Below are 13,605 nucleotides of genomic sequence, written 5' to 3'. Positions count from 1 at the left end.
AGACAACAAGCGCAACATTTCCACAATATTTTGTTAGATTTGTAGATAAAATCGTCTAACATTTTGAAAACAACATTAACAGAAGAAAATTATCTGAAGGCTTTGTTTCATTTGGTTGATAATGAAGGGAAAGTAACGATTAACGAACTGAGTAAATTTTTAAATGTAAAAATGCCCAGCGTTAATAACATGATGAAAAAATTTGCAGAAAAAAGCTGGGTTGTTTATGAAACCTACAAACCTCTCCGAGTTACCGAAAAAGGAAGACGGGAAGCAGCTTTGGTAGTGCGTAAACATAGGTTGACGGAAATGTTTCTGGTGAAAAAAATGAACTTTGGCTGGGAAAATGTGCATGAAATTGCAGAACAATTGGAACACGTACACTCCCAGATCTTTTTTGATAAAATGGATGAAATTCTGGATCATCCGAAATTCGATCCCCATGGAGAGCCTATTCCCGATAAAGATGGAAATATTATTGCTCAGGATCTGCAGAAGCTGAGTAATTGCGAAGTCGGTGAAACCGTAGTTTTTGCTTCCGTTACACTCTCTGATGATGCTTTCTTAAGCTATCTCACGGAGAGAAAGTTATTACTGAATACAAAGATAAAGATCATTAAAATTGAGAGTTTCGATAAATCCGTAACAATTGAAATCGAAGGAAAAAAAGAAATTCTAAGTAAAAAAGCGACGGAGAAAATACTGGTAAAAAAGTAAACCCTAAGTATAACACAAATAAGGTGGCCTGGAAAAAATCCGGCCACCTTTTTTATATCCTTAAAAAGGAACAATAAGTTTTAAAGATACATTCCTTCCCATATTATAAATATTGCCTAAATACTTCAAACGGCTAAGATGCGACTGATAGGCACGGTCAAAAACATTATTCACCTGAAACTGGAGGACTGCGGAATGATTTTCCGAATAGTTGATAGCCATGGACGTTCCTATATTACATAAGGTATAGTCAGATGTTGCAGTTTCAGTACCATTGAGGTTAAGGTATCTGTTCTGCGCAGCTGAATATTCTATTTCTGCCATTGGAGTAATCGAAGAAATAATTGTGGAACCTGTAGCTATTTTCTGGGATATATTGCCTGATAATCTCAGCGGAGAGATCAATGGAAGATATTCGCCGTTGATTCCCTGGTTTTTAAACATCTTTTCCCGGTTGAATCCATAAATAACCGAAAAACTGGTTTCAAAATTAAATCCCTTCCACTTCTCTGGATGAAGAGAAAACCATGCTTCCATACCATAAAGTTGGGCAGAAGCCTGCTGATATTGGTAGGTTTTGTTTCCCTGGGAATCGACGAGAGGATTTCCCTGACTGTCTATAAGCAATGAAAGATATATATAATTCTGAATATTATTGTTAAACAAACTCACGTCTGCAGAAAAATCTTTAAAGCGTGTACTGACTCCCAAGTCTTCCTGTAATGAAAACTCCTGATCAAAATTCCTGTTTCCTTTGTAAATAATATGAGCTCCCGGATCCAATCCATTGGAACCTATTTCTGTGATATTAGGAGCTCTGTAGCTTCTTCCGATATTTGCTTTAAGACTGATGTGCTTCGTTAACTGAAACGCTGATCCTATGCTGGCAGATAGTCCGCCGAATGTTTTATGATACAAGGGAAATCGAAGTTCGGCACTGGCAGATGATGATGGGACGTGTTCTTCAAATTGGGTCATAGGATTTGTTCCTATATAAAAGTCACTCCATCTAATATTCCGAAGATCATACCGCGCACCACCACTGATGTTGAGTCTTTTGTATTTCCATTTTACATAAGCATAAACTCCTCCCTCCTGCAGATCATAGTCCGGAATAGGAAAATCAGTTGCTGATTTATTTTTATTATTCTGCATCATACCATTCACTCCGGCAGAAATTTCAAAAGAAGAAAATTTTGGAAAATTATAGCGTACCCCATAATTTAAAGTGTTGAGTCGTACATACATCCCGGCCTGCGAGGGAAATGTAGGATGATTGTATTCACGGCGGATATTTTGTTGTAAGGCCAGCTGAATATCCAGGTCACCTTTTCCCAACTGTTCGGTATGTTGAGCATATAGCCTGTAATGCTGAATTCTCTGGTGCAATGGGGAAAGAGCATAAGAGTTAAGCTCTTTTTCCGGCACAATAGGTCTTTTTTCCATATCATCATCATCTCCCTCTCCTACCTGATAAGTAAATTTTCCGGTTTTTGGATCTCGACTACCATCCGGTATTCCCTGGAGATTATCATATAATGTAAAATTGATCTTAGAAAAACGGGTGTCTGTTTTATATCCTAATAAAAAAGATAAGTTCTTTTCTTCAAAATTGGTATTGTAGACCCTTCCATCAATAGAATTTCTAAAGTTTTTAGCCATTCGGTAAGAGCCGGTTAAGGCTGCTATAAAAGAGTTCTTTTTGTATCCCACCTGCATTCCGTTCCCGATAAGATTATTATTTCCCTGGTATTCATTTGTTATTTTACCATGTACTACTCCATCATCCAGATTCGGAATATACGGAAAAAGACTTACAACGCCGGCCAATGCATCGGAACCAAACATCAGGCTTGCAGGGCCTTTTATAACTTCAGCCCTTTCAATCATATAGGGACCGATCTCTATACCATGTTCATCTCCCCATTGCTGACCTTCCTGGCGTACGCCGTCATACAAAGTCAAAACCCGGTTATATCCCAATCCTCTGATAAAAGGTTTGGAAACATTCGGTCCCGTTTCTACCACACTCATTCCCGGTGCAGATTTTACAAGGGCACTTATGATATTGGTAGCTACTGATTTTTCAATCTGTTTAGAAGAAATACTGATCACTGCAACAGGATTTTCCTTGATTAAAGTTTCTTTTGAAACCCCTGTAATAACCACTTCATCAATTGTATTGCTATTACGTAACAATAAAATATCCGGAATAGCCGTAGAAGCTTTCTCTACAAAAATGTCCTGCTGCACTTCCTCATACCCTTTCGCCTTAATAACAAGCTGATAACTACCCGGAACCAGATTTTTCATAATGTAGTTACCGGTTTTGTCGGCTACCGTCTTTTCTTTTGTTCCTTTGAGTATTACTTCGGTATTCGGAAAGTCTCCGTTTTCATAAAGTACCCTTCCTTTTAATTGTGCATTTTGGGCACCTACTATAGAAATAGTAAAAATACCGGATGCTGACAGCATAAATCTGAAATTCATATACATTGTATTAAACCATGATCATCAAAGGCTATGGCTAAACATTAAAAAGCCTCTTCGTGAACAAAGGCAAAAGTATAAAAATTTTAATTAACGCAACAATGTTGCTTTAATTATTTATCATATTCTTCTCATTACTCTGGAATCCTACCTTAAAGTAATAAAGTTAATTTCACAGACGAAGTGAAAATGGTTGTTCAAAACCCATTATGGAGATTTCACAACATTATCATGCAGATAAATTTGCGAGCAAGTATTTACCTCATACAGAATGATGGTGAATGATGGTGACTGATAATCGTTAAAAAAGGGTTAAACCTTCTTCAGTAAATGGTCAATATTTTTATTTTAATTAGGTTTGCAAATCTTTCTGCTTCAACTTTTATTCTTCTTAAAAGCAGTATCATTAAATTATTATTCTAAAAAATTATGAAAAAAAGAAGTCAGTTTCTGATTATTTCCATTGTGTTTCTAAGCCAGTTTATCCATGCCCAGGTAAGAGATTTTGTAATAGAACCACCTATTAAGCCCAATTTGTATATCTACAAAACTTTTGGAGTATTTGGTGGTAAGGAATATTCTACCAACGCAGTATATCTTATTACTAAAAAAGGAGTCGTTTTATTTGATGTTCCATGGCAGAAAACACAGTATCAAAGCCTGATAGATACAATACAAAAGCGGCATAATCTTCCTGTTATTGCTGTATTTGCCACCCATTCCCATGAGGACAGAGCAGGAGATCTCAGTTTTTATAATAACAAGGGCATCAAGACCTATGCTACGGAAAAAACCAACGAAATCTTAAAGAAGAATGGAAAAGCAACCTCTACTGAAATTATAAAAACAGGAAAACCCTATCGCATTGGAGGAGAAGAGTTTATCGTTGATTTTCTTGGAGAGGGACACACTGCAGATAATGTAGTGGTATGGTTCCCCAAATACCATATATTAGATGGAGGATGTCTGGTAAAAAGCAGAATGGCGGCAGATTTAGGATATACAGGAGAAGCTAATGTAAAAGCGTGGCCTCAGACAATGGCAAAATTAAAATCCAGGTATGCCGGAGCAACGATGGTTATTCCGGGACATGATGAATGGAAAGGTGGAGGTCATGTAGAACATACAATAGATCTCCTGAATAAAAAATAGCAAAAGCCCAAGCAACTTGCCTGGGCTTTTTTTATTTAAACATACTTTCTGCTGTGTTAATCATGTTTACAGAGCTTGTTTCATCAAAAAAAATCCCGTAAAACGGGATTTTATATTTTAATATGGATCAATTAATCCAATACGCTCCAACCTCTTTTCGGATTAGCGTTATTAGAAACTTCCTGTTCATTAACGATGATATTTTCTTTTCTCTGACCGATATAATCAAGTTCACTTAATTTAGAGAAAATAATTTCAAGACTTCTAAGCATCTGCTGGATATAAAGCAAAGGCTCACCACAATTGTGATGATCATAATTGGTTTCAGCAACAATAGAAAGCTGATTCAATAACGTATGAGGGGCAATTTCACTCCATTCCAAACTGTAATTCAGCATTTCTTCCAGCTCGGCAGGAACCAGAACCTGGGTAGAATTATAAAGACGAAGCGCCAGCTTTGCGAAACAATCAATTAAAAATACCGGTGGTTGCCAGGGAATCACATTTCTGAACTGAAAATACATATCCCCGAACGTATTGATCATGGCATTACACAAAAACTTAACGTTTTGTGCCAGTGCCGTATTCTGATTTTTATGAGAAGCTTTCTGAATGATCTTGAACGCATACTGCTGTAGATTTCCAATAGATTTAGCAAAACTGCCATAGTAATCAATAAGAACAGGATGGCTCTGAATAGAAGTACATGGCGGAATAAAATTGGAATTAACCTGGGCAATATTACCTTTAAGATCAACCTTTCCCACGATCAGATAATTTCCTCCGGAATAGCTGCTGTTGAGCGAAGTTACAGGAAGAAGTTCAATATGGTAATTCGGCTGGGCATTTGGGTGTCTTGGAGGGATCTCTTCAGGATCGATATCTCCAAAAGGTACTTTATCAAACGGATTTACTGAAATCAGAATGTAATATTCTCCATCAGCCTGTTCTTCATTCATGGACTTCGCCAATGATTTTACGCTTACCCTCCTGTCCGACAGCTCCATTCTGTATCCGGCCAGCGTTACAGCACTGCAACGTTTGATAACCAGCTGTACATCATTCGTCGCGGTATTGTGAACATCAAAAATGGTTTTATCTGTAAATTCATTTGAGATAGGAAGAAGCCCGTAATTATAAGGAGTGATTCCCAATGAATTGGAATCCCTGATGGTATCAATTAAAAAATTATCCTGATCATTCAGGTGTCTCTGGGAAACTTTCATCCCGTCAACCCAATTGATTGCAAAATGTTTAATAGGCTGTATCATATTAAATACTTTTAAATTTTGTGTGGTTATGATTTTCTTGTTATTCCTTCTTCTTCATGCTGAATAACCCTCTTACAAATTACGACCTCGTTTTCAGAAATCCCGTTTGTATTAATATCCTGGTTAAAATCAATATATTTTCTAAAGCTGAAAAATGATTTTTTAGTATAAAAGATCCAGTAATAAGATTCTCTGTCTGCATCCGTAAGGTGAATGATCGATTTAGGATTTTTGTGATTGTAGTCATCCACTACCCTATAAAACCAGTCTCCAAATGTTACTCCGGTTGGCAAAGTTTTGGCCTTAATTCTGAACCTGTTGGAATCTTCTAAGTTTTTACTCAATTCCACATTCAATACCATAAGTCTATCAAAATCCGCGCCTTCAAAATCCGGAAGCCTCTGCTCTGGAGAATAACGCCATGTTTTATAAATATCCACCGGAATACTGATAAACTGAACATAGCAATAGTGAAACACCATCGGAACAAGAAATATGATAACACTCGTTGCAGACATGACCGCATTACCGGTTCCCACACTCATCCATTTGAACAGCAATACAAAAAGATATCCTCCGAAAGCAATACACGTTAATGAAAGTATGGACTCAAATAAAATGCTCATCGGCAATGAGTCAATGTGTTTTTTGAAATATTTATCCAATAGGTTGACATGAATAATTCCAAAAATAAGGTAAATGATTTGTGCTATAAGATACCAATACGGGTTAAATAGATTTCCGGCAAACCCAAAAAAGCCGGGCAAAGCCAAACATAAACTGCATAGCAGCACATAAATAATAATGACCTTAATTTTAATTGCAGGTTTATTTCTTCTGATTACACCGAGTATAACCATCATGATTACTGCTATTAAAGGCATTAAAATATATCTTAAAAAGATTCCCTTTACTGAAGAAATTTCCATTGGTTGTTTTTCAAATTTATAATGTATTGGTGCTTGTAAATATAGCTAAATTATTTTACAGAAATGTAGAGTATCCAAGGCGGTTTGCATTTCTTTCATCATCTTCCAGCTTAAATGAATATTCCTGTTTTTCGGTGATAAAATTTTCCACTACATCTACCGTTACAGGAAGAAAATAATCGTATAACGCCTGGAGAACTTTTCTGAATGGATTTCCGGGAATATACATTTTCATTTTTTCATACGGAATGGGTCCTATATTCACAACCCAGTTACGCTGTCCGTCCATATGCCTGCCACTGGGAATATAAGTAACTCCCAATCGGGAATTTCCTAAAAGCATAGAGTCGTCATTTTCCTCTATATCCTCGATAACATTAGGAGTGAAGGTAACTTCTACCGGTACCTGAAGGAAGGCAGTCAGGCATCTTTCAAACCACCTTTTATCTCCACGGATGTTATGGAAAAAAGGTAAAATATGCATAAAAATATAGGCATTCTTTGTATCCAGATGTCTTACAATAGGCCACAGCTCACTGATCGTTTCAAGCAATGTGTCGGTATCGCTTGATACATCAAAGTCAAACTCCTTAGACAGAGCACTGATTTCGGTAAAAAAGATTTCTAATTCAAATGGACGAAAAAATTTGCGCGCGTCTTCCTCAATCCTTTTTTGTTTGCGGATCTCCTTAACAACGCTTTCTACATTCTTTCTTGAGGTACTTAATGAAGGGGGATGAAACAAACCTTCCGGAAGATAGTCGTATATCCCTTCCCTGTAAGTTTCTATCGTAAATACTTCTTCATCAAATCCCAGATAATTACTTGAAATACTTTTGATATCTTTAAGATAAGCCCTGTCATTGATGCCGATACGGTCAATGAAAATATTGCTTACACTCCTGTGATATTTCAAAAGATTAACGGCTACAGACTCTGCTTTAAAATCTGTCTGCAGCTTATTGTAATGCATATCTACAATATTATTCTCATACATAGTGTTTCCTGTGATTATGGCCTGTAAAGATAATATATCTCATCGCAATGAAAAAAAATATTATTCAATTTTTATATTTCTACGACAATACTATCGATAACAGCAGTAAAAATATAAAAATTTTGTATAATCAAAGCGGGTTCCGGATAAAAAATATAAAATAAAAGAATACGTAGCTACCTGTTAATTGGAACATGGTTTAATCCATGAATATGATTAAATTTTATTAACCTTATTATAATAATAAGAAATTCACTTTTTTACGCCTTATTACCAAAAGCTAAGTTATCTTTGCAGATTGAAAATGTTATTTACAATGAAAAGTATTTATTCTAAAATTTTAATTTTAGCATTCATTTCCTCTTCTCTTTATTCATTTGCGTGGGGATTAACGGGACACAGAATTATTGCAGAAATCGCAGAGAATCATCTTTCCGGAAAGGCAAGAAGAGAAATCAGAAAAATTATGGGCAAGGAACGCCTGGCCTATTGGGCTAACTGGCCGGACTTTATTAAATCGGATACAACAGGGGTATGGAAGCAGGCTTCAGCATGGCATTATGTAAATATTGATCCGCAGACTGATTTTAAAACCTTTGAGCAAAATTTAAAAGCACAGGCGGGACCAAGCCTTTATTCTCAGGTAAATACGTTATCTGCACAGGTAAAAGATGAAAAAACCCCTGAGAAAGACAGAAAAATTGCATTGATCTTTTTGATCCATATTATGGGAGATTTAGCACAGCCATTACACGTAGGAAGAGCGGAAGATCTGGGAGGCAACAAGATTAATGTTACTTATTTCGGAGAAAAAACCAACCTGCACTCTGTCTGGGACGGAAAATTGGTTGATTCCCAAAAATACAGCTACACGGAATATTCAAGATTACTGGATATCAAATCAAAAGATGAAGTGAAGCAAATTCAGTACGGGACATTAGAAGACTGGTTGTACGATTCGCATAAAATTGCCAATAAAATATATGCGCAAACACCGGATGGATCCAAATTATCATTTGACTACCAGTATAAGTTTAACGATACTCTGGAAAGGCAACTTCTTTACGGAGGTTTAAGACTGGCCAAATTGTTGAACGACCTGTTTTAACAGGATTGATCGTGCTGGAATTCAGGGTTGTATGTTGAATTATATTTTTGTTCAACATCTAACCTCTAAAGTGTGATTCTAAAAATTCCAACGATTAAAAAGATAGGGCGAAACTTCGGTTTCGCCTTTTTGTTTGCGCAAAATTCAGTTTACGTTTAAAAAAAATTAAAACTGGTGTAACCTTTTGACCTCTTCAAGCGTATAATATATAGTAACTCTAGTTTGAGGATAAAATAAATGAGACAGTTAAAAATTACTAAGCAGGTAACCAACAGGGAAACTGCTTCATTAGACAAGTATTTGCAGGAAATTGGTAAGGTAGAATTGATTACTGCAGACGAAGAAGTAGATTTGGCACAAAAAATACGTGCAGGTGACAGAGCCGCACTGGAGAAATTAATCAAAGCCAACCTTCGTTTCGTAGTTTCTGTATCTAAACAATACCAAAACCAGGGACTTTCTTTACCCGATTTGATCAATGAAGGTAATTTAGGATTAATGAAAGCTGCAAAAAGATATGATGAGACCAGAGGTTTCAAATTTATCTCTTACGCAGTTTGGTGGATTCGTCAATCAATTTTACAGGCTTTGGCAGAACAGTCAAGGATTGTAAGATTGCCACTAAACAAGATTGGCTCAATTAACAAAATCAATAAAGCATACGCTCACCTTGAACAGGAAAATGAAAGACCACCTTCTCCGGAAGAATTGGCTGAAGTTCTTGATATGAGCGAAGAGGATATTAAAGAATCTATGAAAAACTCCGGTAGACACCTGTCTATGGATGCACCTTTAGTAGAAGGTGAAGATTCTAATCTTTACGATGTATTGCGTTCCGGAGAATCTCCAAGCCCGGATAAAGATTTAATGCTTGAATCTCTTCAAATTGAAATTGAAAGAGCATTGAACACTTTAACTCCAAGAGAAGCGGATCTTGTAAGATTATACTTCGGATTAAACGGAAAACATCCAATGACTTTAGAAGAAATTGGTGAGACTTTTGACCTGACGAGAGAAAGAGTTCGTCAGATCAAAGAAAAGGCGATCAAGAGACTAAAACATAATACAAGAAGTAAGATTTTAAAATCTTACCTGGGTAAATAATTTAGCCTAAACAATTAGCAGCGGAGTTTGATTTTCAGACTCCGCTTTTTTTATCTTTGTATTTATGATCGAGATTTTTTTTACTCTCAATCAAAAGCCGGCGAAAGCCACAGGATAAAAGGCTACTTCAACCGCGGAATTTTAAATCAGGACTTTAAAATTTTCATAAATTTTAAAAATAAAGGAATTGATATCAATTCCATTTTATAAATTCAATGTTTGTAACAATACAAAAAATATATTCAACTAATCAAATTAAATAATCAGATCTTCGGAAAAATTCTGTAGTCAGCAAATATCAACTGAAAAAAACAACACATGAAAAAAATACTTTACATCATATCCCTTGTTGCCTTACTAATCTCCTGCAAAGAAAATAATTCGGAGAATGCACCTATTGCAGATAATTTAGTGGATCATGCAGAATCTTCTGTTTCAGGATCTTTTAAAAGTGGTCGGGGTGGTGATATGATCGACCAGATTTACTCTGAATTGATTAAGAATGACAACAATCTGAAAGTACTGGATGATAAAATAAGCGATGCCAACAGGGAAGCCATTCAAGTTATTTTTAAGTATAAAGAAGTCCTTGACAAATCTGAATCATACTACCATGATGCTCAGTACCATACTGATGCAATAAGCGATTCCATTCTGAAAAATGAAATAACCAAATCCATCAAAGCAAGCTCTGATCAATATTCTTTAAAAGTCAAAAACATAAAGGATCTTATTAGTCAGATCGATGTCAATGAAAAGAAAATGAATGATCTTTACACCGCTTTTAAGATCAGAAAGACACTTCCTGAAATTGAAAAATACCAGCAGGCTCATCCTCTGAAAACAGACCAACTGAACATATTCATTAATAAGCAAAATAAGCTATTAAACGAGCTGAAAAACCTTAAATAATTCAGAATACAATAAAAATCCAAATGATGCAATATACCACTCAATGGCTTACTGATAAAAGCCGGATTAAAGAACTTGTTGACTTTTTTATTACCCATAAAACAAAGTCATACATTTCACATGGAGAAATAATTTCAGGAAGAGCTGAAAGCTCGGAAGAATGGAGTGCTGATCTTGAATCCATTCTGACGGAGCAGTTTAACAGTGATTTTAATGCTGAAAGTCCTTCTGCCTCAGCGGTCAAGATTTTAATTGCAGAAAACGCTGAAAAAGAAATCATTGGGATGCTGGTTTTTAATGTGATTTACAGTGGTTTTAAAAATTATGCAGTGCTTGAAGACATGCTCTTAGATCAGTCTTACCGCGGGCAATCTATCGGAAGTACCCTCCTGGAAAGTGCGATCGAAGAATCCGGGAAGTGGAATATCAGCTTTCTCCTTTTGGAAAGTGGCATTGATAATAAAGGAGCTCATCATTTTTTTGAAAAATATGGTTTTAGAAAAGTTTCCGAAAATTATATTTTAACCCTGTAAGCAGATAATCAAGCTGATATGAATTCAATTTCAATTATCGGAGCCGGAATCGGAGGTCTTACCCTTGGCAATATCCTTAAACAACGTCAGCTGGATGTTACATTATATGAATCAGCTCCTGAAATTAAGCCAGTGGGATCAGGAATTATGATGGCCATGAATGCAATGAAAGTATTTGAACAACTGAATCTCAAAGAAAAAGTTGAAAATGCAGGGAATAAAATTCATGGAATCTCTATTACTGACGGTTCATTTCGATCTATTTCAAGAACACATAGTTCAGATCTTGAAAGAAAGTTGAATGTCTCCAATGTAGCCATTCATAGAGCGGAGCTGCAAAAAATCCTTGCTGAAAACATAGGTTTCGAAAACATTCAGCTAAGTCATAATCTACAAAGTATAGAAAAAAATGATAACTATACGTTACATTTTGAAAACAGAACAGCCGTAGAAAGCATGGTTGTTTTTGGAGCGGATGGAATAAAATCCAAAGTTCGGAATCAGATCTTAAAAACAGGAACCATCAGAAATACAGGACAAAAGTGCTGGCGGGGCCTCGTTAAATACGATCTACCTGAAGAGTACCATCATGAAGCTCTGGAAATGTGGGGAAAAGGTAAACGTTTCGGTTTTGTAAAGATGTCAGCTACAAAAGTATATTGGTATGCCGTAATAAGTGATAAAAGCTTTAAACCGGATATTGATCTCTGTTCTGTTTTCAGTGATTTCAATCCATTGGTAACAAAAATCCTACAAGCAACTTCTCCCGGGGATATCATTTTAAATGATATTACAGACCTCTCTCCCATACCTGAATGGTATTCTGACAATTTATGCCTGATAGGTGATGCCGCGCACGCAACAACTCCTAATATGGGGCAGGGTGCATGCCAGGCCATAGAAGATGCTTATATCATCGGAAAATTGCTCGTAGAGAATAAAGATTTTAACCGGGTCTTCGAAAATTTTCAAAAAATAAGGAGAAAAAAAGTAGACTATGTTGTCAATACCAGCCGGATGATTGGAAAAATATCTCTGTGGAAATATGGCACAGGATTCAGGAACTTTTTAATGAGGCAAATCCCTGAAAGTACCAATAAAAAACTGATTGAAAAACTGGTATATCTGGAGCTATAACCATTATAGAGTCGGCAATCCTCTTCCGCTAGGTCAGTAAACAGAATAAAAAAATTGTATAGTTTTAATTAAATTACGCTTTAACTAAAACTATACAATTCGCTATATTAAAAACAGTTATAACTTTTATTTAATTTCCGACTTCACACTCCCACATGAAAGCATTTTACTTCCGTAGTAAGGATTTACAACCTGCTTTTCATTACTTAGCCAGCTTCCGTCAGCCATAGGACAATACATTACAAAAACAGGTTTTCCGGATAGTTTGAACTGCTTTGTCAGCGCGATCATATCTTTTGAAAGATTCAGAAAGGCCTCTCTTTGGGTATCTATACTTTTGGTTCCGGAAATAGTACCGGCATTCTTTTTCAGGGCAGACAAATGAGTTGATGAAATAACTTTAGGATCTATTGCAGCAGCTGTCTTAACGAATTCTGCGGCGGCTTTTGATGTTTTATCAGCATCGTCCGTTGTTAAAGCTGTTTTAACAGAAATATAATCCTGGTATAATTTTGAAACCTGAGGGTTGGATTGTGACTGTGCAGATAAAGACAGTACTGAGAATATAGAAAGTACTGCTGTAATGATATACTTTTTCATTGTTTTAAATTTAGAATTGAAAATTTTAATATTAATAAGGTCCTGGAATATCACAGATGGTGATAATCATCTTTGTTCATCCAATAAAAACCATTGGACGAAAGATTAAATTTTAAATTCTGAAATTACAATGTTCAATAAAAATAGGAACTGATCTCCTATCAGGTGGTGGATTGACAGTGGTTTGAGAAAATTTTTCAGCTGAAAAAGATCGGTCTGCATAAAAAGTTTCGTCACTTTGAAGCCTTGGAATCGCTTTGAGTAATTTGATTTTCAAAAAATCTGACTTTTGCGAATCATCAACTTTTAAAACCTTAATTTCTGTCTTGCAGCAGTCCTTTTTGGACTTAATACCACATTTAGAGCATATGTCGTCGGTTTTTCGGCTTACAGAAACCAGCTCTTCCATACAATAATGCACCCTAAAAACAGCTCCGGAAGAAAATCCGAAGTAGAAAATAGAAAACACTATGGCCAGAATCTTTTTCATATGTTGAAGCAAAGGTAAAAATATCTTTGATTTTGTTGTTATAAAATTATGTAACGTTGTTATAAAATTCGTGAAATAAAAAGCTTCTGAAGATTTCAGAAGCTTTTTTATATGTTATCTATTTCAGATTAACCGTTTTTAATGATCAGACGGTCATCTCAGGGA

13 protein-coding genes are annotated in these 13,605 nt (G+C 35.9%); 7 read left to right on the top strand and 6 right to left on the bottom strand.

Features of this window, described 5'->3' with window-relative positions; genetic code table 11:
- The first annotated feature begins 63 nt into the window (after window positions 1–63).
- Window positions 64–717, top strand: coding sequence for a metal-dependent transcriptional regulator (locus tag AAEU33_RS14050; RefSeq protein ID WP_172282483.1), 654 nt, complete (start codon window positions 64–66; stop codon window positions 715–717).
- 60 nt (window positions 718–777) lie between these two features.
- Here the strand turns inward: AAEU33_RS14050 and AAEU33_RS14045 are convergent, their stop codons facing one another.
- The gene (locus AAEU33_RS14045; RefSeq protein WP_345988148.1) at window positions 778–3,207 is read right to left on the bottom strand and encodes a TonB-dependent receptor; all 2,430 of its coding nucleotides are present in this window, start codon (window positions 3,205–3,207) and stop codon (window positions 778–780) included.
- 429 nt (window positions 3,208–3,636) lie between these two features.
- Between AAEU33_RS14045 and blaIND the strand changes: the two genes are divergently transcribed.
- Window positions 3,637–4,359, top strand: coding sequence for an IND family subclass B1 metallo-beta-lactamase (gene blaIND, locus AAEU33_RS14040; RefSeq protein ID WP_172282479.1), 723 nt, complete (start codon window positions 3,637–3,639; stop codon window positions 4,357–4,359).
- A gap of 131 nt (window positions 4,360–4,490) precedes the next feature.
- Here blaIND and AAEU33_RS14035 read toward each other — a convergent pair whose 3' ends face one another.
- From AAEU33_RS14035 to AAEU33_RS14025, 3 genes are read right to left on the bottom strand one after another with little or no spacing between them, the layout of a single operon-like run.
- Complete coding sequence (locus tag AAEU33_RS14035) at window positions 4,491–5,630, bottom strand: hypothetical protein (RefSeq protein WP_345988146.1); 1,140 nt, start codon at window positions 5,628–5,630, stop codon at window positions 4,491–4,493.
- A 26-nt stretch (window positions 5,631–5,656) separates the two neighbouring features.
- A complete protein-coding gene (locus AAEU33_RS14030; protein ID WP_172282475.1) occupies window positions 5,657–6,559 on the bottom strand; it encodes a TssN family type VI secretion system protein in 903 nt (300 codons plus the stop codon).
- A 55-nt stretch (window positions 6,560–6,614) separates the two neighbouring features.
- Window positions 6,615–7,532 carry a type VI secretion system baseplate subunit TssG gene (locus tag AAEU33_RS14025; protein WP_228457021.1) on the bottom strand — a complete coding sequence of 306 codons (918 nt, stop codon included), beginning with the start codon at window positions 7,530–7,532 and terminating at the stop codon, window positions 6,615–6,617.
- A 340-nt stretch (window positions 7,533–7,872) separates the two neighbouring features.
- On the opposite strand from AAEU33_RS14025, the gene AAEU33_RS14020 reads away from it, so the two are divergent.
- The 5 genes from AAEU33_RS14020 to AAEU33_RS14000 all read left to right on the top strand — a co-directional run bounded on the left by AAEU33_RS14020 (window position 7,873) and on the right by AAEU33_RS14000 (window position 12,350).
- Window positions 7,873–8,664, top strand: coding sequence for a S1/P1 nuclease (locus AAEU33_RS14020; protein ID WP_273648137.1), 792 nt, complete (start codon window positions 7,873–7,875; stop codon window positions 8,662–8,664).
- A gap of 237 nt (window positions 8,665–8,901) precedes the next feature.
- On the top strand, window positions 8,902–9,768 hold the full coding sequence (locus AAEU33_RS14015; RefSeq protein WP_055859010.1) for an RNA polymerase sigma factor RpoD/SigA: 867 nt from the start codon (window positions 8,902–8,904) through the stop codon (window positions 9,766–9,768).
- A gap of 318 nt (window positions 9,769–10,086) precedes the next feature.
- A complete protein-coding gene (locus tag AAEU33_RS14010) occupies window positions 10,087–10,680 on the top strand; it encodes a hypothetical protein (RefSeq protein WP_345988143.1) in 594 nt (197 codons plus the stop codon).
- 23 nt (window positions 10,681–10,703) lie between these two features.
- Window positions 10,704–11,213 carry a GNAT family N-acetyltransferase gene (locus AAEU33_RS14005; protein ID WP_345988142.1) on the top strand — a complete coding sequence of 170 codons (510 nt, stop codon included), beginning with the start codon at window positions 10,704–10,706 and terminating at the stop codon, window positions 11,211–11,213.
- Between the two features lie 18 nt (window positions 11,214–11,231).
- The gene (locus AAEU33_RS14000; RefSeq protein WP_345988140.1) at window positions 11,232–12,350 is read left to right on the top strand and encodes an FAD-dependent monooxygenase; all 1,119 of its coding nucleotides are present in this window, start codon (window positions 11,232–11,234) and stop codon (window positions 12,348–12,350) included.
- Window positions 12,351–12,476: 126 nt separating this feature from the next.
- Here AAEU33_RS14000 and AAEU33_RS13995 read toward each other — a convergent pair whose 3' ends face one another.
- The gene (locus tag AAEU33_RS13995; RefSeq protein WP_345988139.1) at window positions 12,477–12,950 is read right to left on the bottom strand and encodes a DUF3347 domain-containing protein; all 474 of its coding nucleotides are present in this window, start codon (window positions 12,948–12,950) and stop codon (window positions 12,477–12,479) included.
- A gap of 112 nt (window positions 12,951–13,062) precedes the next feature.
- The gene (locus AAEU33_RS13990) at window positions 13,063–13,440 is read right to left on the bottom strand and encodes a hypothetical protein (protein ID WP_345988137.1); all 378 of its coding nucleotides are present in this window, start codon (window positions 13,438–13,440) and stop codon (window positions 13,063–13,065) included.
- Window positions 13,441–13,605 lie beyond the last annotated feature (165 nt).

Source organism: Chryseobacterium sp. Chry.R1, from assembly GCF_039645525.1.
GTDB classification, from domain to species: Bacteria; Bacteroidota; Bacteroidia; order Flavobacteriales; family Weeksellaceae; genus Chryseobacterium; species Chryseobacterium proteolyticum.
This window is presented reverse-complemented; position numbering and strand designations above follow the sequence as displayed.

Excerpts from the sequence above, each read along its gene's own strand:
- blaIND (WP_172282479.1), top strand. The coding sequence starts at position 3,637 with ATGAAAAAAAGAAGTCAGTTTCTGATTATTTCCATTGTGTTTCTAAGC.
- AAEU33_RS13995 (WP_345988139.1), bottom strand. The coding sequence starts at position 12,950 with ATGAAAAAGTATATCATTACAGCAGTACTTTCTATATTCTCAGTACTG.
- AAEU33_RS14045 (WP_345988148.1), bottom strand. The coding sequence starts at position 3,207 with ATGAATTTCAGATTTATGCTGTCAGCATCCGGTATTTTTACTATTTCT.
- AAEU33_RS14030 (WP_172282475.1), bottom strand. The coding sequence starts at position 6,559 with ATGGAAATTTCTTCAGTAAAGGGAATCTTTTTAAGATATATTTTAATG.
- AAEU33_RS14015 (WP_055859010.1), top strand. The coding sequence starts at position 8,902 with ATGAGACAGTTAAAAATTACTAAGCAGGTAACCAACAGGGAAACTGCT.
- AAEU33_RS14020 (WP_273648137.1), top strand. The coding sequence starts at position 7,873 with ATGAAAAGTATTTATTCTAAAATTTTAATTTTAGCATTCATTTCCTCT.
- AAEU33_RS14010 (WP_345988143.1), top strand. The coding sequence starts at position 10,087 with ATGAAAAAAATACTTTACATCATATCCCTTGTTGCCTTACTAATCTCC.
- AAEU33_RS13990 (WP_345988137.1), bottom strand. The coding sequence starts at position 13,440 with ATGAAAAAGATTCTGGCCATAGTGTTTTCTATTTTCTACTTCGGATTT.
- AAEU33_RS14000 (WP_345988140.1), top strand. The coding sequence starts at position 11,232 with ATGAATTCAATTTCAATTATCGGAGCCGGAATCGGAGGTCTTACCCTT.
- AAEU33_RS14025 (WP_228457021.1), bottom strand. The coding sequence starts at position 7,532 with ATGCATTACAATAAGCTGCAGACAGATTTTAAAGCAGAGTCTGTAGCC.
- AAEU33_RS14005 (WP_345988142.1), top strand. The coding sequence starts at position 10,704 with ATGATGCAATATACCACTCAATGGCTTACTGATAAAAGCCGGATTAAA.
- AAEU33_RS14035 (WP_345988146.1), bottom strand. The coding sequence starts at position 5,630 with ATGATACAGCCTATTAAACATTTTGCAATCAATTGGGTTGACGGGATG.